The sequence below is a fragment of the Mesorhizobium sp. B2-1-3A genome (genome assembly GCF_006442655.1).
Classification (GTDB): domain Bacteria; phylum Pseudomonadota; class Alphaproteobacteria; order Rhizobiales; family Rhizobiaceae; genus Mesorhizobium.
Map to the genome: position 1 here is coordinate 164,007 of NZ_VFWK01000007.1, position 19,071 is coordinate 183,077.

Sequence of the window (19,071 nt, forward strand, 5' to 3'; positions counted from 1 at the left end):
CATGCTGCCGATGCTGCGCCAGTTGCACGATGCCGACGGCGATATCGCGCGCGCCGACGTGCTGCTGCGCATGCCCGATTCGATCCTGCTGAAATATCACGGCGTCATCCTCGAAAGCTGCCGTCGTGCCAGATTCGAGGCGGGCCAGCAGTTCGTCGACCTGCGCACCGCGCTGATGCTGGCCGTGCGCGACAGCCAAGGGCTTCCGCCCGCCGATCTCGCCGACCTGGCGGAACGGATGCGCGCCGGCCTCGCCGCCTTCGCCGGAGGGCAGCATGGCTGAGGCGGCGCAGCGCAAACTGGACCGTGGCCTGCCGCGCCTCGACATGCGCTCGCCGGCGCTGATTGCCCGCCAACAGAGCCGCGCGACCTTGCCTCGGCTGCGCAGCGCCGAGGCCAAGCCAAGCCAGGCCGAGAGCGATGGCGCGGCAGTGCTGGCGGAAGCACGGCGAGAGGCAAAGGCCATCCTGGCGACCGCCAAGGGCGAAGCAGAGCAGAAACTGGACCGCGCGGCGATAGAGGCGGCGAGGATCGTTGCCGATGCCCGCCATGAAGCGAGCACCATCCTTGCCGCCGCTGAGGCCGGTAAACCGGCGGAACCTTCAAAAGTATCGGTTCGGTCCATCATTCTGGAGGTTGCGAAGCGCCACGGCATCAGTCCGCTGGACATCACCGGCCCGTCACGCGCCAGGCCGATCGTCGAGGCGCGCCGGGCTGCGATGGTCGAGGCCTATCTGACGCGGCTTGACCTATCGACGCCCCAGATCGGCCGGGAGTTCGGCGGGCGCGACCACACCACCGTGCTGCATTCCATCCGCGCGGCTGGCGTCTATCGTGGGGCGAGGAAGGCATGAACGCGCCAGCCGACATTCGCGACGGTCGCCTTGCCGATGCCGCCAAGCTGCGCGCCATCCGCGCGTCGCTGGAGGCCATCGCGCCGGCGAACTGGACGCGGGTGCATGGCGAGGCCGGCGCCTTCATCGAATCGCGCGGCGAGATGGGCGAACTGTTCGTGCTGTTGCGCTTCGACGAGGCAACGCCCGACGAAATGGCCTTCGCCTGCGATGCGCCCGATACGATAGGCTTCCTGCTGCGGCTGCTCGACAACGCCTTCGACACCATTCGCCTCCTGAAGGGCACGCCGTCGCACCGCAACCAGGCGGCCGAACCGCCGGCGGCCAGCCAGCCGAAGAACTTCGCCGCCGAATGCGCGATGAAGTGCCAGGAGTGGACCTTCAAGGTGTTCCTGGAAGAGCGGCACGGGCTTGAACGCCCGCTGACCGACGAGCGCGCGGCGCAGAAAGTGCGCTCGATGCTCGGTGTCACCTCACGCAAAGAACTCAACGAAGGCGGACGGCCCGGCGACGCGTGGAAAGCGCTGCGCGCCGATTTCGCCACATGGCTGAAGGCGCAGAGATGAACGCACCGTTTTCGCTCGACAACCGCATGACCATCGTCCTGTTCGCCGGCATGGGCGGCGGCTGCGATGGTCTCGAGGATGCCGGCTTCCATGTCCATGTCGCGATCAACCACGACCCGGTGGCGGTCGCAGTGCATGAGAAGCGGCACCCGCATACGCGCCACCTGCGCTGCGACGTGTTCGAGGCCGACCCGCGAAAGGTGACCAATGGGCGCGGCGTGCGCGCGCTGCATGCCTCGCCGGACTGCACGCATTTTTCCGTGGCCAAGGGATCGAAGCCTGTCAGCAAGCGGCGGCGGTCGCTGGCGTGGGTGATCTGCCGCTGGGCTGGCACTGTGCGGCCGGAAACCATCACCATGGAGAACGTGCAGGAGATCACGACATGGGGGCCGCTGATCGCCAAGCGCGACCCGGCGACCGGGCGTGTGCTGCGGCTCGACGGTTCGGTCGCGGCCAAGGGCGAGCGCGTGCCGGTCGAGCAGCAATGGCTGATCCCGGATCCTGCCCACAAGGGCCGCATCTGGCGCGCCTGGCTGAAACACCTGCGCGGGCTCGGCTACAGCTTCGAGCATCGCGTGCTGGTGTGCGCCGACTATGGCGTGCCGACGATACGCAAGCGCTTCTTCGGCGTCGCGCAGGCGGATGGCAGGCCGATCGTGTGGCCCGTGCGCACGCATGCGCCGCGCAAGGACGCCAAACGGCTCGGGCTGAAACCATGGGTCGGCGCACACACGATCATCGACTGGTCGCTGCCGGTGAAATCGATCTTCGGGCGAAAGAAGCCGCTGGCCGAGGCGACGCTGCGCCGCACCGCGCGCGGCGTCATGCGCTATGTCGTGGATGCGGCCAAGCCGTTCATCGTGCCGATCACGCATGCCGGCGACGACCGCGTGCATGATGCCGCCGAGCCGCTGCGCACGCTGACCACGGCGCACCGCGGCGAGATGTCGGTGGTGGCGCCGACATTGATCCGAACCGACCAGCAGAGCGCGGCGGCACGCAATGGCGTGCACTCGGTCGAGGAACCGGTCAACACGCTGCACACCTCATCGGGCATGGCCGTGATGGGTGCCACCATCGTCGGCGCCGGCGGGCGTGCCGCGCAGTCGGCGCCGCGCGACATGCTGGAGCCGCTCGGCACGACGACGGGCAAGGAAGACCGGCTGCTTGTCGCGGCTACGCTCGTCGATACCGCACATGGCGAGGGCATGGGGCGCGGCGTGTCCGAATTGTCGCTTGACGATCCGCTTCGCACTGTCGGGGCCAGCGGCGGCAAGGCTGTCGTAGCGGCTTTTCTGGCCCAGCACAACAACGACGATCGCCGCATCGGCGGCGTCAATCCCGGCCGCTGCGCCGATGAGCCGCTGTCGACAGTCACGGCGTCGGGATCTCAACAGGGGGTCATTGCCGCCACGCTCGGCAACAAGCACGGCACGAACGAATCCGGCAGGCCGATCGACGAGCCGCTGTCGACGATCGCGGCAGGCGGTTCTCACGCGAACCTGATCCTCGGCTTCCTCCAGCACTATTTCGGCTCGGGCAAGCAGGATGACGACGTGCGCCAGCCGCTCGGCGCGCTGACCGGCAAGGCGCGCTATGGCCTGGTCGAGGTGATGGTCAAGGGCGTGCCGCATTACATCGACGACATCGGCATCCGCATGCTGGAACCGGAGGAAGGCGCCGGCGCGCACGGGTTCAAACCCGGCGCCCTGCCCGCCGAAATCACCATAGACGGGAAGACGCGGCGGCTGACCAAGACCGAAAAGTATCACCTGGTCGGCAACAGCGTGCCACCGCTGATGATCGAGCTGCTGGCAGAATGCAACGTGCGGCACGCCTTCGCGGAGGCGGCGGAGTGAACCTGCAACCGGACATGATCGGCAATGGCTGGCTCGAAGTGCTGGACGGCAATCCGACCGCGCGCGACCTGTTCACGCGCCACTATTCGAACCCGCGTCGCGATGGCGGCCGTGGCAAGCAGCCGGCCCTGATCATTGGGCCCGGATACAAGATGCTATTGATCACGGCTGACGCCGGCGCTGTCTGTGCCTGGCGCAAGGCAGATATTCGCCTGGATGATCAGACTGGTGTCGAATGCTCCATCTTCCGTCGTGAGCAGGGTGACATCGCCACCAGTCTGCTCCTCGCTGCGATGCGACTGGCTTGGCTGCGCTGGCCGGGACAGCGGTTGTTCACGTTCGTCGATCCGCGAGAAGTCAAGCCTACGTGGCGCGCCGGCCGACCGACATGGGGACACTGCTTCTACCAGGCAGGATGGCGGTTTGCCGGCCTGACGAAGAAGCGTCTTCACATTCTCGAAAAGGTGACGGCATGACCGGGCCACGCCTCTCCATCATCCCTGCACGCGCGGCTACAGACCGGGCGCTGAAGCCTCGCGACCTGCAGGTGCTGTGCGTGCTCGGCCGCCATACCAACGATGACGGCTGGTGCCGCAAGAGCCAGGTGAAGATGGCCGACGAAATGGGCTGTGCGCGCTCGACCGTGTTCGAGGCGATCGAGCGGCTGGTCAAGGCCGGCTATCTCGAACGCATCACCTCGGACGTTCAGGATGGCGCGATGCGTGAGCACGCACTGAGAATTAGGAGCATTTGCAATGATGCGTAGTGATCGACGGCAGGCTGTCTGGAATAGAACAGGAGGCCGCTGCTTCTATTGCGATTGCGGTCTTATCGACGACTTCGCAACCGGTCGCCCCGACCGCCGGTTCGATATGCAGATTGACCACATGACGCCGGAGAAACGCGGCGGCTCCGATGTCGCTAGCAATCTCGTGCCCGCGTGTCGCGCTTGCAATAGCGCCAAAAGTTCGATGACCGTCGATGAATACCGTCTCTGGTTGATGCTGACCCAAGGCCGAGCGCCAATATCGTTCCCGGGGGAACGCCGTAAGGATGTTGAGCGCGACTGGCTTCTTGTGTCGCATCTGCCAGCGCCACCTCGGGAGCCGGTTAAGCGACAAATTCCGGATCGCCTCGCCAGATTCCTGGAGAAGTACCAGTGAGCGAGGAAGCCACCATCCGGCGTGGCGTTCGCAATGCGCGCTATACCACCGTTCCAAACCACGTCTTCGAGGACGTTCGCCTCTCCATGGAGGCGCGCTGGCTGCTGGGCTATCTCTTGTCGAAGCCGGACAACTGGACCGTCATCCTCGGCGATATCGCCAGGCGCGGCGGTTGCGGCCGAGACAAGGCCCGGCGCATCGTCAACGAGCTGGTGCAGCATGGCTATGCCGACAAGGAACAGGAACGCGAGGAAGGGCGCTTCGGCAAGCTTTCGCTCGTCATTTTCGACGAGCCGCGCGAGCTTCGTGAAAGCACCGCTGACGCTGGTGTTGCATCTTTACCGCAGACTGAAAACCCGTCGACGGTGAATCCGTCGACGGTAAATCCAACACTAGTAAATACTGATGGTTTAGCAAAACCTGAAAGTAGCATTTCGAGAGAGCGTGAGCGCGAGGACAGCAAGAAAATCGATGCCGATGGCTGGGCGCTGCTGAAGAGCTGGCCCGGCTTCGACGGCATGCCGAAAGAGCCGGCGATGCGCATCTGGCGCACGCTGGATGCGGAGGAGCGGGCGACGGCGCGGCGGCGGTTCCTGCCATGGCTGACGCTGCTGCGGGCGCAGAAGAAATCGCACATTCCCGCTCCCTCGACCTATCTGACCGAAAAGCTCTGGCAGGCTGTGCCGGATCCGGCGGAAGCACCGCCGGCGCCGGTTCTGGCCGCACCCTTTGGGAAGGCTTGGGGCGCGCGGCGCGCGGCGTTGCTGCTTGCCGGCAGTGGGCCGTTGCCCGAGCCGAAGGGCTTCTCGGCCAAGCTGATCAGCGAGGGCGGCGAGCTTGGCCGGCGCGAGGAACTGTCGCGCCAGGCCACTTATGGCTTTCCCGAGGTCAGCCGCATGCATCAGCTCGCCGCCGACGGCAAGGGTTGGACGCTGCGGCCCGAGGTCGAGCCTGCCGAGACGGTGCTGGCGCTGATGGCTGCGGTGCGCGTCGGCTCCGACGAATACCGGGCATGGAAGGCGCTGCACGACGAACGCGGCTGGCCATGGCTGCCAGACCCCGGACGGCAGGAGTGGGTCTACTTCCCGGTTGGCGGACCGGATGGACTGGAAGCTTTCGAACAGGCGGTGCGAGGAAAGAACGATGATGGCGGTGAACGGCAAGCGGCTGAGTGAGGCGGAAGCGATCGGTCCGACCGACAGGCATACAGCCGCGATCGACAAGGTGCGCGCCATGTCGCGCCGAAGCCAGGCCTTGCTCGCCGCGGCCGGTCAGAGCGAATCGGCACTGCACTGGTATGTGATCCAGACCGAGACGCGCGCTGAAATTGCTGTGGACAAACTGTTGTCCGACGCGAATGTCGAGCACTGGTTGCCGTTCATGAAGGTGGAAAAGCGGCGTCGCAGCGGGCGTAAGAAACAGGCCCGTGAAGCTGTTTCCATGCTCGCTTGGCCTGGCTATATCTTCGTTCGCATGGTGCCGTCACCAGAGGCTTGGGCAGGCCTTCTGACGGTGAAAGGCGTCGTCGGCGTTCTTGGCGCGGATGAGAAGCTGTTTCCCGTAAAGCACGAGAAAGTCTTGCAATTGAAGGTGTTTCTCGAAGGCAATGTCATTGCCATGGGTGAGATCGCATCGCTGCTCAAGCTCGGTCAGATGGTGCGCATCAATGAGGGTGCATTCGCCACGCACAATGGCTTCGTCAGTGCCATCGACGATGAAGCCGGAACACTGAGCGTCGACGTGTACATCTTCGGTCGTGCGGTGCCGCTCACTCTCGGTCTTGATCAGATCGATAAAGGGTAGTACCGAATCCCACCCAGGACGCCCTGACAGAGTCGCACGCCGCAAGGTGGAAGCGCCAGCAGGACCCAGGTGAAGCGAAGGGCACGGCCCGGCATGCTTCACCGCGATGGAAAAGATTCCAGACAATGAGCAGCAACACAGCGCCTTGGCGGCGCTGGTACAAGACCGAGCGTTGGCAGCGGTTGCGTGAGCGCATCTTGGTGCGAGACCTGTACACCTGCCAGAAGACAGGCGTGCTGCTGATCGGCAAGCACCCTGCCCCGAACAGCCCGGTGATCCATCATGCCAAGGAGCACCGCGGCAACGAGGTGCTGTTCTGGGATGAGGCCAACCTGATGGCTGTCTCGAAGCAATGGCACGACAGCGATGCGCAGAAGGCCGAGCAGGCGAGCCTCGACCAGCGAGGGGTCTGGTACTGACCGTTCGACCGATCGGGGGGGCGGGTCGAAAGTCTGGAAGCCCCTCCCCGCCGGACCTGCGTCCCCCACATTCGGAGATTTTTTTTCGATGGAGCCGCATTTTGACCTGTTCGGTCATCCGGTTCGTGAGGGCTTCGGTAATCGCGGCCGTCCGCCGTATGAACCGACCGAAAGAGACCGCAACAAAATCAAGCTGTTGCTGGCGCTTGGCTGGTCGAATCAGCGGATTGCCAACGGTGTCGGCATCTCCCTGGCCACGATGAAGCGGTATTTTAGAGCCGAACTCAAAGTTCGCGACGCGATGCGTGATCGGCTTGATGCGAGGCGGTACGAGATCGCGCTCGAGCAGGCCAACGCCGGCAACGTCACGGCATTGCGTGAACTCGGCGCCATGATCGATCGCAACGACCGCATGACGATCGAGGCCTCGATGGGCAAGGGTCGCGACGACGAGCAGCCTACGGTCTCGAAAGACAAGGTCGGCAAGAAGATGATCGACGAGCAGCGCGCCCACGCCGCCGATGAAGATCTGATGGCCGAACTCGAAAGCGAAGCGGCCGCGCAGAATGCTCGACACTGAGGCGCTGCCGCGGTTCGCGTGTCCCGATTGGTGGGAACGCATCAAGGCCGGGCAAACGCCGATGGCCGACGTTCCGCTCAACCAGGAGAAGGCCGCCAAGGCGCTGGCCTTCTTCAACCGGCTGAAACTTCCGGACGTGCCTGGCAATCCGCCGCTGTCGGAAGCATGCGGCGAATGGTTCCGCGAGATCCTGTGCGCCTTCCTGGCCAGCGAGGATCCTGAGACCAAACAGCGCCTGGTCTGGGAACTGCTCTGCATGGTCCCGAAGAAGAACTCGAAAACGACCTACGTTGCCGCGCTCGGCCTCACGGCGCTGTTCATGGAGGAAGCGCCGAACCGGCAGATGCTGATCGTGGCGCCCAGCCAGAACATCTCGGAGCGATGCTTCGAACAGGCGCAGGGCATGATCAGGCTGGATGTCCGCCTCGACGCCATCTTCAGGGTGCAGGATCACCTGAAATGCATCGAGCGCCGCAAGACCGGCACGCAGCTCAACGTCAAGACCTTCGACACGACGATCGTGACCGGTGAAATTCCGATCCTGACTATCGTCGATGAGCTTCATGAGCTGGGCAAGAAAGCGAAGGCTGCTGCTGTCATGCAGCAGATACGCGGCGGCGGCATCACCATGCAGGGCGGCCAACTGCTGATGATCACAACCCAGTCGGACGAACAGCCGGCGGGCATCTGGAAAACCGAACTCGACAAGGCGAGGAAGATCAGGGACGGCAAAGGCGGCAGCGAACCGATCCTTCTCCCCGTCCTCTACGAATTTCCAGCGGAGCAGCAGCGCGACCAGTCCTTCTGGCGTAACCAGCGCCACTGGAAGTACCTTCTGCCGAACATCGGCCGCTCGATCGACCCGCAGCGCCTTGTCGCGGACTATGAAAACAACGGTTCGGCGACGGCGGAAACCGAACAGATATGGGCCAGCCAGCATCTCAACATCGAGATCGGCGTTGGCCTTGCCGGCGACGGCTGGCGCGGTGCTGAGTACTGGGAACAGTGCGCCGACGAGACGCTGACGCTGGAATCGCTGCTTGCGCGCTCGGAAGTGGCGGTCGTGGGAGCCGACGGCGGCGGCTTGGATGATCTTTTCGGCATTTGTGTCATAGGACGTGAGAAGGTCACGCGTCGCTGGTTGGTCTGGACGCACGCCTTTGCCCATCCGAACGTGCTGAAAATCCGCAAGGAGATCGCGCCGCGGCTGCTGGATTTCGTCGCGGAAGGGTCGCTGACCCTCTGCCAGGTGTCGGAGTACATTGAAAAAATCGCCGAGATCGCCGCCCAAGTGCGTGACGCTGGCCTGATGCCCGAAAAGAACGCCGTCGGCTTCGATCCGAACAATATCGCGGCCTTCGTCGACGCGTTGGCGCTGAAGCAGATCATCGGCCTCATGCTGCACCGGCTTCGTCAAGGCCCGGCGCTCTCTCCGGCATTGTGGGGCCTTGAACACAAGCTGAGCGACGGCACGATCAGCCATGACGGATCGGCGATGATGGCCTGGTCGGTCGGTAACGTGAAAATCGAGGTCAAGGGCAACGGCAATATGGCCACCAAGCAGGCGGCCGGCCGCACCAAGATCGACCCGGTGATCGCCATGCTGTGCGCGGCGATCCTGATGAGCTGGAACCCGGAAGCTTTCGGCAACAGCGTCTACCGCGAACGCGGCATCCTCGCCCTTTAGGAGACCAAATGGCTTTCTGGTCAGGCTGGTTCGGCAAAGAAGCGGCTGTCGCAATGGCCGAGCCGCGCGCTGCGGTGCAAAGCGTCGACGGTGGCTTGACCATAACCACCTCGGACCAGCTGGAAGAGGCGCTGCGCACCGGCAGCGTGAGCGCTTCAGGGGTGCGGGTGACGGCAGATACAGCCATGCGCGCCGCGGTTGTTTATGCCTGCGTTCGCCTGCGCGCCAGCGTGGTCGCCAACATGCCGCTGGACGTGAAGCGCCGGATCGACGAACGGACGCGCGAAAACGCATCGGACCACTGGCTGTGGAACCTGCTGCGTCGCAAACCCAACCGTTGGCAGACGCCGAGCCAGTTCAAGCGCATGCTGCAGACGCATCTGTTGCTGCGCGGCAAGGCCTATGCCCTGATCGTGTGGTCGAACGGCAAGGCGCTGGAACTGATCCCGCTGCATCCCGACCGCGTCGAGTGCAAGCAGGCCAACGACCTGTCGCTGAGCTACGTCTACACTCGCAAAGACGGCCGGAAGCTCACTCTTCAGCAGAAAGAGGTGATGCACCTGGTGGGGCTGACGCTGGACGGCGTCAATGGTGTCTCAGTCCTGACCTATGCCCGTGAATCGATCGGCCTCTCGCTGACCATGGAAAATCACGGCGCCACGATATTCAAGAACGGCGCCCGCGTAAGCGTGGTGCTGAAGCATCCCGCCAAACTCGGCAAGGAAGGGCTCGACTTCCTCAAGACCAGCCTCGACGATTACCGCGCCGGCGGCGAAAGCGAGGGCAAGGCGCTGATCCTCGAGGAGGGTATGTCGACCGAACGTCTCGCCATGACGTCGGAAGATGCCGAATGGATCGACAGCCGGAAGTTTTCGCGTACGGACCTGGCGATGTTCTTCGGCGTGCCGCCGCACATGATAGGCGACACGGAAAAGTCGACGAGCTTCGGCACCGGCCTTGAACAGCAGACGCAGGGCTTCGTCACATTCAGTGCCGAAGACGATCTCACGACCTGGGAAGAAACCATCGGCAGGGATCTGATCCCCGCCGCCGAGCCCGACCTCTACGCCCGTTTCAACCGCAACGCGCTCGTGCGAAGCGATCTGAAGACCAGGCAGGCCTACTACGTGTCGATGCTGCAATGGGGCGTCTACAGCCCCAATGAAGTTCGCGCCCTGGAAGACGAAAACCCGCGCGAAGGCGGCGACATCTATTACCCGCCGCCGAACACAGCCGGCAATGCCGATCCGAACAAGGGAAACAACAATGACCCTGCGCAATCTGCCTGAGGCCAAGACCTTTCAGCGCCCCCAGAATTTCCAATGGGACGCGCCGTCCGACGTGCTTGCCAAATGGGCGGAGACGCCTCACGCCGCCGCCGCCGATGACCCGAACACCATCACCATCTTCGACGTAATTGGCGAGGATTGGTGGACCGGCGGCGGCTTCACCGCCAAGCGCATGTCGGCGGCACTTCGCGCCATCGGCAGCAAGGACGTGACCGTGCAGATCAATTCGCCCGGCGGCGATATGTTCGAGGGCATAGCCATCTACAATCTGCTGCGCGAGCATCCCGCCAAGGTGACTGTGCAGGTCATGGGCTGGGCGGCGTCGGCTGCATCGATAATCGCCATGGCCGGCGACGACATCCGCATGGGGCTCGGCACATTCATGATGGTGCATAACGCCTGGGGTGTAGTGGTCGGCAACCGGCACGATATGCGCGATGCGGCGACGCTGTTCGACGGTTTCGACAGCGCCATCGTCGACATCTACATGGCGCGCACCGGGCAGGATCGAAAGCCGATCGAAACGATGATGGACGCAGAGACGTTCATGGGGCCATCCGATGCTGTCAAGAACGGCTTCGCGGATGTGGTCGACGACAAGATAGCGGCGCCAGAAGGCGATGCGAAGAACATGGATCGCGGGCTGATGGCCCGCAGACAGACAGAAGCTGCCTTGGCAAAGGCAGGATTCACAAGAGACAAGCGCTCCGAACTCCTGACGGAGATGGGCGTTCTGGCGGCCCCGCGTGATGCAAGCCGCAAACCCGCCGCGCGTGATGCAGGCGTCGACCTCGCTGCCGTCAGGCAGCTCATCGCAACAATCCGCAAATAGGAAAACGCCAATGAAAACCGTCTTCGTCGCGACGGCGCTGTGCGCCGTGTTCGCGGTCGTCTGTGCATCGCTCGCCCTGCCAGTCGATCATCTTTCCAACCTTGCCGGTCTCATGCCGCATGATGTCGGTGCGAGCATGGCCATGATGTGCGCTCCCGTCCTCAACCAGCGGGCTCGCGGCCTTGTGGCCATCCGCAATGACGGCGGCAACGCCACCGCCATTCTCAACGAGCTCAAACAGACCTTCGAAGCGTTCAAGGACGCCAACAACACGGAACTGGCCAATCTGAAGAAGGGCCTTGGCGACGTTGTGCAGACCGAACAGGTCGACCGCATCAATGCCGAGATCACGAAGCTGCAGAAGGCACTCGACGACACCAATGTCATGCTGGCGGCCATCAAGATCGGTGGCGCAGCGGGGGACATTGACCCAGATGCCGCCGAACATGCCCTCGCGTTCAACAAATGGTTCCGCAAAGGCGTCGACAACGGTCTTTCCGACCTGGAGGTCAAGGCCAAGCTGACCACGCAATCGGATCCGGATGGCGGCTACCTGGTGCCGGAGGAGACCGAAACCACGATCGACAGGATCCTCGGCACGGTATCGGTGCTGCGCAGCCTGTCGCGCGTGATCTCGATCTCGACCGATACCTACAAGAAGCTGGTCAGCATGGGCGGTGCTTCGTCCGGCTGGGTTGGTGAGGAGGATGATCGTCCTAACACCGATACGCCAACTCTGCGCGAGATCGTCATCAATGTCGGCGAGATTTATGCCAATCCCTATGCAACGCAGACGATGCTCGACGATTCCCGCATCGACATCGCCGCATGGCTTGGCGACGAAGTGTCGATCGAGTTCGCCGAACAGGAAGGCGCAGCTTTCATCTCCGGCAACGGCAAGAAGAAGCCGCGCGGCATCCTGACCTATCAAAACGTGCCGAACGCGTCCTATGCATGGGGCAAGATCGGCTATGTCGCGACCGGCCAGGCGGCGACATTCGAGACGCCGTCCGCATCGGTCAGCCCGGCTGACTGTATGATCGACCTCTATTACGCGCTCAAGTCCGGCTACCGCAACGGTGCGTCGTGGCTGATGTCCGATGCCGTGATGGGCACGGTACGCAAGTGGAAGGATGCTGACGGTGCCTACATCTGGTCGCCGCCTGCTGCCTCGGCCGACGTCGCCACTATCCTGCAGAAGCCGGTCTATACCGATGACAACATGCCTGCCATCGCCGCCAATACTTTCCCGGTAGCGTTCGGCAATTTCAACCGCGGCTATCTGATCGCCGACCGGTTCGGCATACGCGTGTTGCGCGACCCCTACACCAAGAAGCCCTACGTGCAGTTCTACACCACGAAACGCGTCGGTGGTGGTGTCGTCAATTTCGAGGCGATCAAGCTGCTGAAGGTCGCTTCGTCCTAAGCGGCGGCTGAACGTTGAACAGATCAAGCCGGGCGCGCTGCGCCCGGCAAAACTCACCTCGTAACTCAACAGGAAAGGAACGGTCTGATGAAAGACCTGCATTCCAAATTGAATATCGCCGTGATCGCAATGGCCGCACTCGCTGCCGACAACACGCCGGTGGCACTCGACTTGCAGAACTACAATTCGGCGGAGCTTCTGCTCGGCATTGGCATTGGTGGCATCACTTTCGACGCCACCAACAAAATCGAGTTCAAGCTGACCCATGCCGATGACAAGGCAGACGGGACCGCGCCGGATCCTGGCGACTTTACGGCGGTCGACATCGACGATGTGCTTGGCGTCACCGCCGTTGGTGCCGGCGGCATCATCAAGTCACTGGTCGCAGCGCATGCCGCCGCCGCCGCCTATCACTTCGGCTATGTCGGCGGCAAACGCTGGATCAAGCTGCTCGCTGACTATTCCGGCACGCACGGCACGGCAACGCCTCTGGGTTTGTTCCTGATCAAGGGCAACGGGACAGACAATCCGCAGGTGAATCAGGCCTGACGGCCTTCGTTTCGGACGGCGCTACGTCGCACCGTCCGTTCTTCCCCCAATAGGAGATCAAGAACATGCGTGCCAAGGTAATCCAGGCCTTCCCAGGCGCCCCGGACGGCGCCATCCATCCGCGCCAGATCGAAGTCGGTGAAGTCATCGAAGGTGATCTCGCCCGCGTTGCCGTCGACCAGAAGTGGGCAGAGGAGACGGATGAAGAAGTCAGCGATGATTCCGTCGACTTCGCGGAGATGACGGTCGACCAGCTGAGGGCCTACGCCGTCGACCACGACATCGATCTGGGCACTGCCACCAAGAAGGCAGCCATCATTTCGGCGATCAAAAAGGCGGCAGAGTAAATACCATGCTTCGACCCGTCCGCACCTCGGCGCCCGCTGATGCTGTCTCGCTGGATGAGATCAAACGCCATGCAAATGCCAGCGATTTCACCGACGACGATACGTTGCTTGGCGTCCTGGTGCGGGCGGCGACCGATCATCTTGATGGTTGGACAGGTGTTCTGGGTCGCTGCATCGTGAGCCAGGATTGGCGGCAGGATTTTGGATGCTGGCCTGCGTGTCGCGATCTCCGCTTGCCGTTTCCCGACGTCGCCAACGTCGTGGTGAAATATTCCGACATCGACGATGCCGAACAGACAGTTTCCAACGCGCTTTACGAGACGCTGTCGGACGCCCGAGGAGCCTTTGTCCGCCTCGGCGACGGCTTTGACGCGCCGGCGCTCAACGATCAGCGTTCCGACCCTGTCCGCGTGAGTTTCGCGGCTGGCTTTGGTGCTCCCGATGCCGTGCCGGTGGCAATCAAGGTGGCGATCATGATGCTTGCCGTCCACTGGTACGCAAACCGCGAAGCCGTTGTCGTCGGCGATACTGTCGCGCCCCTGCCGATGGCAGTTGACGCGCTGATAGCGCCATACCGCCGCGTCGGCATTTAGCTTTTCCCTCAACCCGGAGATTCCTCCCATGACCGACCTGTCGATCACCGCAACCCTCGTTGTCGCCGGCGCCAATGCCCAGACGGATAGCGGTTCCGCCGGCGAGACCATCACTGCCGGTCAGACGCTCTACCGCTCCAGCACCACGAACAAGCTGATGAAGGCCGATTCCAATGGTGCAACCGCTGAAATCCGGACGCCGATCGGCGTGGCGCTGAACGGCGGTGCGCTCAACCAGCCGATCAAGTACCAGAAGCCCGGCGGCGACATCGTCATAGGCGCCACGCTCACACCTGGCGTCGCCTACTACCAGTCCGACACGCCCGGCGGCATCTGTCCGGTCGCAGACATCGGCGCCGGCGAATATGTCTGCCTGATCGGCCTGGCCAAGTCGGCATCGGTGCTGGCGCTCGACATCCGCTATACCGGCGTTTCGAACTGACATGTGGGTGCGCTTCACGGGCGATTTCGACTTCTCGCCGGCCGCGCTTGGTGGCCGGTCGACCACGGCCTATCGCGCCGGCATGGAGTTGAACGTCACCCGCGAATGCGCCGATCTCGCTGTCGCCGCCGGCAAGGCGGTGAGGCTGCGAAAGCCGAACAGAGCGGGAAAGCCTCAGGAGATCATTGATGGCGATGCCTGACAGCGCGGGAGCGCTGAAAGAGAAAGTCGCATTCGATCTTCGCGGCACCGGCAGTGACGGTGGTGGCGGCGTCACGAACGCCTGGCAGGAGCAATTCTCTTGTCGGGCCGGCTTCGTGCACCGGACGTCGGGCGAAAGCGTCATGGCCGATCGCCTTCAGGGAAAGCACACCTTGGTGGTGCGTGTCCGGTCCAGTTCGCATAGTCGGGTCGTCACAACGGCCTGGCGCGTCCGGGATGTACGCAAGGGAACGCATTTCAACATCATCGACGTGACCGAAACGGTCGATCGCAAATGGGTCGACATCCTTGCCCAGTCCGGCGGCCCGAACGGATGAAGATCGCCGGCAAACAGAAGTTCCTGTCGCAAATCGCTGCCTTGCCTGCTGCCATGCGGACCGAGATCCAGAAGGCGCTTGTCGTGTCGGCAGAGGAAACCAATGACCTGCAGCAGCGCTTCGTGCCGGTCGACAAGGGCGATCTGAAGCGTTCGATCGGTTACGTCCTTGGCGATGAGGTGCCGGAAGGCGCGGGCATTTCTACAGCGCCGGCCAAAGGTTCGACAGATCTGACGGTAACCATGTTCGCCGGCAACGCGACGACCATCGTCACCAACAAGCGTGGCGTGGAATTCCAGAATGCCGTCCTGCAAGAATTCGGCACCAAGAAGATGTCCGCCAATCCGTTTTTCTTCCCGGGTTTCCGCATCGGCAAGAAACGCGCCAAGCCACGCCTGGCGCGCGCGGTTTCCGCCGGAGCAAAGAAGGCATTCCGCAAATGATTGGCCCTGAGCTGCAGAAGGCGATTTATGCAGCGCTCACCACGCCGGAGCTGCCGATTGTCGGCGCCAAGGTCTTCGACACCGTGCCGTCCGATACCGCGGCCCCTTACATCCATATCGGCAGTTCCCAGATGCTCGACGACGGCACCGATTGTGCCGACGGGTGGGAAGTCTTCACCGATATCGACATCTGGTCCGAGCCCGATATGGGCAGCAAGCTTGAGGTCATGACGATCGGCGCCGCCGTCGTGCCGCGCTTGCTGGCCGTGACCAACGTTGACGGTTTCACGGTCGTCATCTCGTCCATCGAAAATGTTCGCTATCTCGACGATCCGGATGGCGTCAGCAAGCACGGTATCATTTCCGTGCGGCATGTTCTGGAACCAGCCTGACCTCTCCAGCAAAAGGAAACTGTCGATGCCTACTCCTGTCAAGGTGCTCAATGGCGAGCAACTGCTCGTTCAGATCGGCGATGGTGCCGATCCGGAAGTGTTCACTGCCGATTGCCTGATCAATACCGATCGCGGCATCCAGTTTTCTTCCGATACGACCGAGGATGTCATTCCCTTCTGCGATGATCCGGACACGCCCGCCTGGAAGCAGGTGACCAAGGACGGACTGTCCGCCACCATCACAGGATCCGGCAAGCTCAACACGCCGTCGGTGTCGGACTGGAACGACTGGTTCGTCGGCGACGATTCGAAGAACTGTCGCGTTCTGCTCAACGGCGTCAGCCTCGCCAATGGCGGCGGCTATTGGGCCGGCGCATTCAAGCTGACGCAATGGGAGGTCACCGGCACGCGGAAGCAGAAGGCGGAAGTGTCCGCCACTCTTGTTTCCGATGGTCCGGTCATCTGGGTACCGGCTTCAGCATGACCAGGCACGGAGAAATCGATATCCGGCTTGACGGCCGGATCGACACCTATCGCCTCGGCATGGCCGAGATCGAGGAACTTGAGGCGGCGATCGACATGTCGATTTTCGTCGCCCAAGGGGCCTTAGCCGCCGAGCTGCCTTTCCTGCGGCAAAAGCAGTGGCGCGAGATCATCCGGCTCGGCTTGGTCGGCGGCGGCAAGTCGCGAGGCGAAGCCGAAATGAGAACCGTCGAGATGATCGAGGTGTATGGACCCGAGCAGTGCGCGCCGATCGCGCTCCGGATCCTTGGTGCCGCGCTGGGCAAGGTCTATGGAGACAAGCCCTCGGGGGAACAGACGGCGAAGTCGAACCAGCCCGCATCGACTTCGCCGCAGTCCACGGGAATGCAGTCCTGATGGGAATCCAGAATGTCGGGGCGCTCTCGCTCGGACAGTGGATCGCCATCGGCCGGCAGTGGAACAAGGCGCATGGCGGCAAGCCGGGAGCGCCAAGCGATGACGAGTTCGATGCTGCGGTGAAGGCGGCGAAGAGCCTGGATTCCGTTCAGTTGTAGCCAAGGCCGCTACAGTTACGGACCAGAATTCTCACCATCTCTGAATTGTCATCGCCGCCATAGCGCCTGTCGGACATGGTTTTGCAGAAATCACGTACCTTATCGATTTCGTACGGCTTGGCCTTTGCTAGATCGAACAGTTCGGCCCGAGCGCTTTCCCGCCCCGCTTCAATCTCAGCTCTCAGTCGATACGCCTTGTATTCTCCGAGGGCGAAGTATCCGACGGCCGCAATGACCGCGACGCAAGCAGCGGCGATCAATATTTTCAGCCATTTATCCAAGGTTCCCTCCCGATGGCGATTGAAGCCGAGCGCCTGCTCGCAATCTTCGAAGCACGTTTCACCTCGCTTGAAAAGGCGCTGGTCAAGGCACAGGCTTCCTCCAAAGCTGCATTCTCGTCGATCGAGGCGGATGGAACTGCTGCCGAAGATGCCCTTGCCAACATCGGTAACAAGGGTACGCCTGGCATCGACAAAGCAGGTAAAGCCGTCAAAGCATTCCGGGTGGATACCGGAAATTTGGCCGCCCAATTTAACGATATCGGCGTCCAACTTGCTGGCGGCCAATCGCCATTCCTGATCGCCTTGCAGCAGGGAACGCAGATCACGCAGGCTTTAGGGCCGTCTGGGGCCAAAGGTGCCGTCGCCGCTCTCGGTGGCGCTTTCCTGTCAATGATCAACCCCGTCTCGCTGGCGACGATCGCAATCATCGCTGGTGGCGGCTTTGTGGTTCAGTATTTCGCCAGCTTGCTGGACGGTGGGGAAAAATCAGCCGAAACCCTTAAGCAGGAAGCCGAGCTTATCCAGCGTGTTACCGACAAATGGGGTGACGCGCTGCCTGCTTTGAAGGCCTATGCTGATGAACGGCAAAAACTTGCAGACCAAAAAGACGCGGTAGAGGCAACGCAGGTTGGCAAGGAAGGCGCCTTCGAGGATGCGCGAAACCAGGTTAATAGTCTTCGCTCGGATCTCGGTCAGCTGATTTCTGACCTGTCGACATTTGGAGGGCAGGAAGAAGAGGTAGGAAAACTTCAGTCCGCCTTCGTCGACCTTGATGAGAAGATCAAGAATCAGACCGCTACCGCCGATGACGCAAAACGCGTTCAGGATCTGCTAGCCGATGCGATGAACAGCACGCATATTCCGGCCGCACAGTCGTTGGCGGATGCCTTCATCAGGGTTGCTTCAGCGCTTGGTGTCGCGTCCCAAAAGGCAATCGATCTCGATTCCAATCTGGCGAAGATCGATACCAATCCAGATACCGCAGGCCCAAAAGGCTTCCATCGCTCGAATGCAACGCCGGTCAATGCTCCTGTACCGGAGCTCGCACCGAACCGTGAAGACGTGCTGGCGGCGCAGGATAAGGCTGCCGCTGCCGCGGCCCGACGCGCATCGCATGGCCAGCGTCTGTCGGCCGACGATCGCATACAGGAAGATATCCAGGGGCTGAAAGACAGGACGGAAGCGCTGCGTCAGGAAGCCGACATGATCGGTCTTTCCTACGAGGAGCAGCAAAAGCGCAAGATGGCGCTGGACCTCGAACAGGAGGCTTTGAAGCGCCTGCGCGAGGAGGCCGCCAGGAAGGGAGCTACCGATCTCGATTCGATAAAGCTCTCGCCTGACCAGGTCGCGGCCATCGATGCCGCTTCGGATGCATACGCTCACCAGGCGGAGATCCTGAGGCAAGTCCGCGAACAGCAACAGCAGGCAGAGCAGGCGGCCGGGGAATTCTACGATACGTTCAAGTCGGGCGTCATCGGTGCCATCACCGGTGCCGAAAGCCTCAAGGATGCGCTTTCGGGCGTCCTCGACAAGCTGGCGGACATGCTTCTGAACAGCGCATTCGACGCGTTGTTCAAGCCGCAATCGGGAAGCAGCTCCGGCGGCACCTTCGGTAGCATCTTCTCGGCTATCGGAAGCTTCATCACTGGCAGCTTCGCAAGCGGCACGAAGTCGGCCCCGGGTGGATTGGCTTGGGTCGGAGAGAGGGGCCGCGAGCTTGTTAATCTCCCGAAGGGGAGCCAGGTCGTGCCGCACGATGTCAGCGAAAAGCTGGCAACCGGCTCGTCCAGCCGCGCGTCCACCTACAGCAACAACAGTCGTGTCTACAACATCGATGCGCGCGGCGCGCAGCAGGGCGTCGGCGCCGAGATACAGAAAGCGCTTGCGGCCTATGACAGCCGCATGCCCGACCGGGTGAAGCAGATCAACGGCGATCCGAGGGCGCGCTAGATGGCTTTGTCGTTTCCCCT

At 62.4% G+C, this 19,071-nt stretch carries 27 protein-coding genes; 26 read left to right on the forward strand and 1 reads right to left on the reverse strand.

Annotation, left to right across the window (positions count from 1 at the left end):
- Window position 1: 1 nt before the first annotated feature.
- From FJ977_RS27895 to FJ977_RS35980, 25 genes are all read left to right on the forward strand, one after another.
- Window positions 2-283 (forward strand): hypothetical protein, encoded by a 282-nt coding sequence (locus FJ977_RS27895; protein WP_140775383.1) that lies wholly within the window; start codon window positions 2-4, stop codon window positions 281-283.
- A complete protein-coding gene (locus tag FJ977_RS27900; RefSeq protein ID WP_140775384.1) occupies window positions 276-854 on the forward strand; it encodes a helix-turn-helix domain-containing protein in 579 nt (192 codons plus the stop codon). Before FJ977_RS27895 ends, FJ977_RS27900 begins: the two co-directional genes overlap by 8 nt.
- Window positions 851-1,420 carry a hypothetical protein gene (locus FJ977_RS27905; protein WP_140775385.1) on the forward strand — a complete coding sequence of 190 codons (570 nt, stop codon included), beginning with the start codon at window positions 851-853 and terminating at the stop codon, window positions 1,418-1,420. Before FJ977_RS27900 ends, FJ977_RS27905 begins: the two co-directional genes overlap by 4 nt.
- Window positions 1,417-3,279 carry a DNA cytosine methyltransferase gene (locus FJ977_RS27910; RefSeq protein ID WP_181180093.1) on the forward strand — a complete coding sequence of 621 codons (1,863 nt, stop codon included), beginning with the start codon at window positions 1,417-1,419 and terminating at the stop codon, window positions 3,277-3,279. Before FJ977_RS27905 ends, FJ977_RS27910 begins: the two co-directional genes overlap by 4 nt.
- Window positions 3,276-3,755: a hypothetical protein gene (locus tag FJ977_RS27915; RefSeq protein ID WP_140775387.1), complete on the forward strand. Its 480-nt coding sequence runs from the start codon at window positions 3,276-3,278 to the stop codon at window positions 3,753-3,755. Before FJ977_RS27910 ends, FJ977_RS27915 begins: the two co-directional genes overlap by 4 nt.
- Window positions 3,752-4,045, forward strand: coding sequence for a helix-turn-helix domain-containing protein (locus FJ977_RS27920; protein ID WP_246683361.1), 294 nt, complete (start codon window positions 3,752-3,754; stop codon window positions 4,043-4,045). Before FJ977_RS27915 ends, FJ977_RS27920 begins: the two co-directional genes overlap by 4 nt.
- A 393-nt stretch (window positions 4,046-4,438) precedes the next feature.
- The gene (locus FJ977_RS35975) at window positions 4,439-5,617 is read left to right on the forward strand and encodes a helix-turn-helix domain-containing protein (protein WP_181180094.1); all 1,179 of its coding nucleotides are present in this window, start codon (window positions 4,439-4,441) and stop codon (window positions 5,615-5,617) included.
- On the forward strand, window positions 5,586-6,245 hold the full coding sequence (locus FJ977_RS27935) for a transcription termination/antitermination protein NusG (RefSeq protein WP_181180095.1): 660 nt from the start codon (window positions 5,586-5,588) through the stop codon (window positions 6,243-6,245). Before FJ977_RS35975 ends, FJ977_RS27935 begins: the two co-directional genes overlap by 32 nt.
- A gap of 125 nt (window positions 6,246-6,370) precedes the next feature.
- Window positions 6,371-6,664 carry an HNH endonuclease gene (locus tag FJ977_RS27940; protein ID WP_140775390.1) on the forward strand — a complete coding sequence of 98 codons (294 nt, stop codon included), beginning with the start codon at window positions 6,371-6,373 and terminating at the stop codon, window positions 6,662-6,664.
- Between the two features lie 88 nt (window positions 6,665-6,752).
- Entirely contained in the window at window positions 6,753-7,244 is a 492-nt protein-coding gene (locus FJ977_RS27945) for an AraC family transcriptional regulator (RefSeq protein ID WP_140775391.1), read from the forward strand.
- Entirely contained in the window at window positions 7,231-8,931 is a 1,701-nt protein-coding gene (locus tag FJ977_RS27950; RefSeq protein ID WP_140775392.1) for a terminase TerL endonuclease subunit, read from the forward strand. The genes FJ977_RS27945 and FJ977_RS27950 overlap by 14 nt, the downstream gene beginning before the upstream one ends.
- A complete protein-coding gene (locus tag FJ977_RS27955; protein ID WP_246683362.1) occupies window positions 8,850-10,220 on the forward strand; it encodes a phage portal protein in 1,371 nt (456 codons plus the stop codon). Before FJ977_RS27950 ends, FJ977_RS27955 begins: the two co-directional genes overlap by 82 nt.
- Window positions 10,198-11,052 (forward strand): head maturation protease, ClpP-related, encoded by an 855-nt coding sequence (locus FJ977_RS27960; protein ID WP_140775393.1) that lies wholly within the window; start codon window positions 10,198-10,200, stop codon window positions 11,050-11,052. Before FJ977_RS27955 ends, FJ977_RS27960 begins: the two co-directional genes overlap by 23 nt.
- 10 nt (window positions 11,053-11,062) lie before the next feature.
- Window positions 11,063-12,478, forward strand: a complete 1,416-nt coding sequence (locus FJ977_RS27965; RefSeq protein ID WP_210243880.1) for a phage major capsid protein — start codon at window positions 11,063-11,065, stop codon at window positions 12,476-12,478.
- Window positions 12,479-12,565: 87 nt separating this feature from the next.
- Window positions 12,566-13,027 carry a hypothetical protein gene (locus FJ977_RS27970; protein ID WP_140775394.1) on the forward strand — a complete coding sequence of 154 codons (462 nt, stop codon included), beginning with the start codon at window positions 12,566-12,568 and terminating at the stop codon, window positions 13,025-13,027.
- Between the two features lie 65 nt (window positions 13,028-13,092).
- Window positions 13,093-13,374, forward strand: coding sequence for a hypothetical protein (locus FJ977_RS27975; RefSeq protein ID WP_140775395.1), 282 nt, complete (start codon window positions 13,093-13,095; stop codon window positions 13,372-13,374).
- A 5-nt stretch (window positions 13,375-13,379) separates the two neighbouring features.
- Complete coding sequence (locus FJ977_RS27980) at window positions 13,380-13,967, forward strand: head-tail connector protein (protein ID WP_140775396.1); 588 nt, start codon at window positions 13,380-13,382, stop codon at window positions 13,965-13,967.
- Window positions 13,968-13,995: 28 nt separating this feature from the next.
- Complete coding sequence (locus FJ977_RS27985) at window positions 13,996-14,409, forward strand: hypothetical protein (protein WP_140775397.1); 414 nt, start codon at window positions 13,996-13,998, stop codon at window positions 14,407-14,409.
- A 1-nt stretch (window position 14,410) separates the two neighbouring features.
- Window positions 14,411-14,611, forward strand: coding sequence for a hypothetical protein (locus FJ977_RS27990; RefSeq protein ID WP_140775398.1), 201 nt, complete (start codon window positions 14,411-14,413; stop codon window positions 14,609-14,611).
- The gene (locus FJ977_RS27995; RefSeq protein WP_140775399.1) at window positions 14,598-14,948 is read left to right on the forward strand and encodes a phage head closure protein; all 351 of its coding nucleotides are present in this window, start codon (window positions 14,598-14,600) and stop codon (window positions 14,946-14,948) included. Before FJ977_RS27990 ends, FJ977_RS27995 begins: the two co-directional genes overlap by 14 nt.
- Window positions 14,945-15,391: an HK97 gp10 family phage protein gene (locus FJ977_RS28000; RefSeq protein ID WP_140775400.1), complete on the forward strand. Its 447-nt coding sequence runs from the start codon at window positions 14,945-14,947 to the stop codon at window positions 15,389-15,391. The genes FJ977_RS27995 and FJ977_RS28000 overlap by 4 nt, the downstream gene beginning before the upstream one ends.
- A complete protein-coding gene (locus FJ977_RS28005) occupies window positions 15,388-15,783 on the forward strand; it encodes a DUF3168 domain-containing protein (RefSeq protein ID WP_140775401.1) in 396 nt (131 codons plus the stop codon). Before FJ977_RS28000 ends, FJ977_RS28005 begins: the two co-directional genes overlap by 4 nt.
- 25 nt (window positions 15,784-15,808) lie before the next feature.
- A complete protein-coding gene (locus FJ977_RS28010) occupies window positions 15,809-16,267 on the forward strand; it encodes a phage tail tube protein (protein WP_181180096.1) in 459 nt (152 codons plus the stop codon).
- Window positions 16,264-16,662, forward strand: coding sequence for a gene transfer agent family protein (locus FJ977_RS28015; RefSeq protein ID WP_181180097.1), 399 nt, complete (start codon window positions 16,264-16,266; stop codon window positions 16,660-16,662). The genes FJ977_RS28010 and FJ977_RS28015 overlap by 4 nt, the downstream gene beginning before the upstream one ends.
- On the forward strand, window positions 16,662-16,820 hold the full coding sequence (locus tag FJ977_RS35980; RefSeq protein ID WP_181180098.1) for a hypothetical protein: 159 nt from the start codon (window positions 16,662-16,664) through the stop codon (window positions 16,818-16,820). Before FJ977_RS28015 ends, FJ977_RS35980 begins: the two co-directional genes overlap by 1 nt.
- Here the strand turns inward: FJ977_RS35980 and FJ977_RS28020 are convergent.
- Complete coding sequence (locus FJ977_RS28020) at window positions 16,811-17,101, reverse strand: hypothetical protein (RefSeq protein WP_140775404.1); 291 nt, start codon at window positions 17,099-17,101, stop codon at window positions 16,811-16,813. The genes FJ977_RS35980 and FJ977_RS28020 overlap by 10 nt on opposite strands.
- Before the next feature lie 12 nt (window positions 17,102-17,113).
- Between FJ977_RS28020 and FJ977_RS28025 the strand changes: the two genes are divergently transcribed.
- On the forward strand, window positions 17,114-19,051 hold the full coding sequence (locus tag FJ977_RS28025) for a phage tail length tape measure family protein (RefSeq protein ID WP_140775405.1): 1,938 nt from the start codon (window positions 17,114-17,116) through the stop codon (window positions 19,049-19,051).
- Window positions 19,052-19,071: the final 20 nt, after the last annotated feature.

What these genes read in the sequence shown, in the direction of transcription:
- FJ977_RS27895 (WP_140775383.1), top strand. Translation starts at nt 2, where the DNA reads ATGCTGCCGATGCTGCGCCAGTTGCACGATGCCGACGGCGATATCGCG.
- FJ977_RS27900 (WP_140775384.1), top strand. Translation starts at nt 276, where the DNA reads ATGGCTGAGGCGGCGCAGCGCAAACTGGACCGTGGCCTGCCGCGCCTC.
- FJ977_RS27905 (WP_140775385.1), top strand. Translation starts at nt 851, where the DNA reads ATGAACGCGCCAGCCGACATTCGCGACGGTCGCCTTGCCGATGCCGCC.
- FJ977_RS27910 (WP_181180093.1), top strand. Translation starts at nt 1,417, where the DNA reads ATGAACGCACCGTTTTCGCTCGACAACCGCATGACCATCGTCCTGTTC.
- FJ977_RS27920 (WP_246683361.1), top strand. Translation starts at nt 3,752, where the DNA reads ATGACCGGGCCACGCCTCTCCATCATCCCTGCACGCGCGGCTACAGAC.
- FJ977_RS27935 (WP_181180095.1), top strand. Translation starts at nt 5,586, where the DNA reads ATGATGGCGGTGAACGGCAAGCGGCTGAGTGAGGCGGAAGCGATCGGT.
- FJ977_RS27940 (WP_140775390.1), top strand. Translation starts at nt 6,371, where the DNA reads ATGAGCAGCAACACAGCGCCTTGGCGGCGCTGGTACAAGACCGAGCGT.
- FJ977_RS27945 (WP_140775391.1), top strand. Translation starts at nt 6,753, where the DNA reads ATGGAGCCGCATTTTGACCTGTTCGGTCATCCGGTTCGTGAGGGCTTC.
- FJ977_RS27950 (WP_140775392.1), top strand. Translation starts at nt 7,231, where the DNA reads ATGCTCGACACTGAGGCGCTGCCGCGGTTCGCGTGTCCCGATTGGTGG.
- FJ977_RS27960 (WP_140775393.1), top strand. Translation starts at nt 10,198, where the DNA reads ATGACCCTGCGCAATCTGCCTGAGGCCAAGACCTTTCAGCGCCCCCAG.
- FJ977_RS27965 (WP_210243880.1), top strand. Translation starts at nt 11,063, where the DNA reads ATGAAAACCGTCTTCGTCGCGACGGCGCTGTGCGCCGTGTTCGCGGTC.
- FJ977_RS27970 (WP_140775394.1), top strand. Translation starts at nt 12,566, where the DNA reads ATGAAAGACCTGCATTCCAAATTGAATATCGCCGTGATCGCAATGGCC.
- FJ977_RS27975 (WP_140775395.1), top strand. Translation starts at nt 13,093, where the DNA reads ATGCGTGCCAAGGTAATCCAGGCCTTCCCAGGCGCCCCGGACGGCGCC.
- FJ977_RS27980 (WP_140775396.1), top strand. Translation starts at nt 13,380, where the DNA reads ATGCTTCGACCCGTCCGCACCTCGGCGCCCGCTGATGCTGTCTCGCTG.
- FJ977_RS27985 (WP_140775397.1), top strand. Translation starts at nt 13,996, where the DNA reads ATGACCGACCTGTCGATCACCGCAACCCTCGTTGTCGCCGGCGCCAAT.
- FJ977_RS27990 (WP_140775398.1), top strand. Translation starts at nt 14,411, where the DNA reads ATGTGGGTGCGCTTCACGGGCGATTTCGACTTCTCGCCGGCCGCGCTT.
- FJ977_RS27995 (WP_140775399.1), top strand. Translation starts at nt 14,598, where the DNA reads ATGGCGATGCCTGACAGCGCGGGAGCGCTGAAAGAGAAAGTCGCATTC.
- FJ977_RS28000 (WP_140775400.1), top strand. Translation starts at nt 14,945, where the DNA reads ATGAAGATCGCCGGCAAACAGAAGTTCCTGTCGCAAATCGCTGCCTTG.
- FJ977_RS28005 (WP_140775401.1), top strand. Translation starts at nt 15,388, where the DNA reads ATGATTGGCCCTGAGCTGCAGAAGGCGATTTATGCAGCGCTCACCACG.
- FJ977_RS28010 (WP_181180096.1), top strand. Translation starts at nt 15,809, where the DNA reads ATGCCTACTCCTGTCAAGGTGCTCAATGGCGAGCAACTGCTCGTTCAG.
- FJ977_RS28015 (WP_181180097.1), top strand. Translation starts at nt 16,264, where the DNA reads ATGACCAGGCACGGAGAAATCGATATCCGGCTTGACGGCCGGATCGAC.
- FJ977_RS35980 (WP_181180098.1), top strand. Translation starts at nt 16,662, where the DNA reads ATGGGAATCCAGAATGTCGGGGCGCTCTCGCTCGGACAGTGGATCGCC.
- FJ977_RS28025 (WP_140775405.1), top strand. Translation starts at nt 17,114, where the DNA reads ATGGCGATTGAAGCCGAGCGCCTGCTCGCAATCTTCGAAGCACGTTTC.